The sequence below is a fragment of the Rhodococcus sp. NPDC059968 genome, from assembly GCF_042738615.1.
GTDB lineage: Bacteria > Actinomycetota > Actinomycetes > Mycobacteriales > Mycobacteriaceae > Rhodococcus_F.
In genome coordinates, this window is the sequence record NZ_JBHWUE010000295.1 from 1 (window position 1) to 1,031 (window position 1,031).

At 65.2% G+C, this 1,031-nt stretch carries 2 protein-coding genes and 1 pseudogene; all 3 read left to right on the forward strand.

Annotated elements, in window-relative coordinates; genetic code table 11:
• Nucleotides 1-462, forward strand: a pseudogene (locus ACFWAY_RS53930) (NAD(P)(+) transhydrogenase (Re/Si-specific) subunit alpha); the annotation flags it as partial.
• Entirely contained in the window at nucleotides 459-611 is a 153-nt protein-coding gene (locus ACFWAY_RS53935) for a hypothetical protein (protein WP_378516563.1), read from the forward strand. The pseudogene ACFWAY_RS53930 and the gene ACFWAY_RS53935, both read left to right, overlap by 4 nt.
• Entirely contained in the window at nucleotides 611-937 is a 327-nt protein-coding gene (locus tag ACFWAY_RS53940) for an NAD(P) transhydrogenase subunit alpha (RefSeq protein ID WP_072945952.1), read from the forward strand. The genes ACFWAY_RS53935 and ACFWAY_RS53940 overlap by 1 nt, the downstream gene beginning before the upstream one ends.
• Nucleotides 938-1,031: the final 94 nt, after the last annotated feature.

The window sequence follows — 1,031 nt, forward strand, 5'->3', positions numbered from 1 at the left end:
TGGCTCGATCTGGGGATCGACGCCGCCGGTGAGGGCGGGTACGCCCGCGAGCTGACCGAGGCGGAGCGGGCGCAGCAGCAGCAGGCGCTCGAGGAGGCGATCAAGGGCTTCGACGTGGTCATCACCACCGCCCTGGTGCCGGGCCGACCGGCGCCCCGGTTGGTGACCGCCGCCGCGGTGGAGGGCATGAAGCCCGGCTCCGTGGTGGTCGACCTGGCCGGGGAGACCGGCGGTAACTGCGAGCTCACCGAGCCCGGTCAGACCGTCGTCAAGCACGGGGTGACGATCTGCTCGCCGCTGAACCTGCCCGCCAGCATGCCCGAGCACGCCTCGGAGCTGTACTCGAAGAACATCTCCGCTCTGCTCGAGTTGATGCTCGTCGACGGGAAGCTGGCCCCCGATTTCTCGGACGAGGTCCTCGCCGCCGCCTGCGTCACCCGCGACACCAAGGAAATCTCATGATCACAACGCTTCTCAGAACACTCGCGACACCCCTGGCGGTATTTCTCGACCATGTGATGGTGCCCCGGCGGGCGTATGGCTTCGTCGACCTGTCCCAGGAACTCTGGGACGACACCGATGTTCGTCCGGACACCAAGGCGGCCGTCTGATGTATACCGAATTGTTGGCGAACATCGCGATCCTGGTGTTGTCCGGGTTCGTGGGGTTCGCGGTGATCTCCAAGGTCCCGAACACGTTGCACACCCCGCTGATGTCGGGCACGAACGCCATCCACGGCATCGTCGTGCTCGGCGCGCTGGTGGTGCTCGGCAAGGTCGAGGACCCGCCGTGGGGCCTGCAGGTGATCCTGTTCGTCGCCCTGGTCTTCGGAACGATCAACGTGGTCGGTGGTTTCGTGGTCACCGACCGCATGCTGGCGATGTTCAAGTCCAAGCCCACCGCCCCTGTTGCTGCTGAGAAGGGTGGGGACAAGTAATGGAGTATTTGGTCAACGTTTTGTACATCGTGGCGTTCGCGATGTTCATCTACGGTCTGATGGGCCTGACCGGCCCGAAGACCGCGGTCCGCGG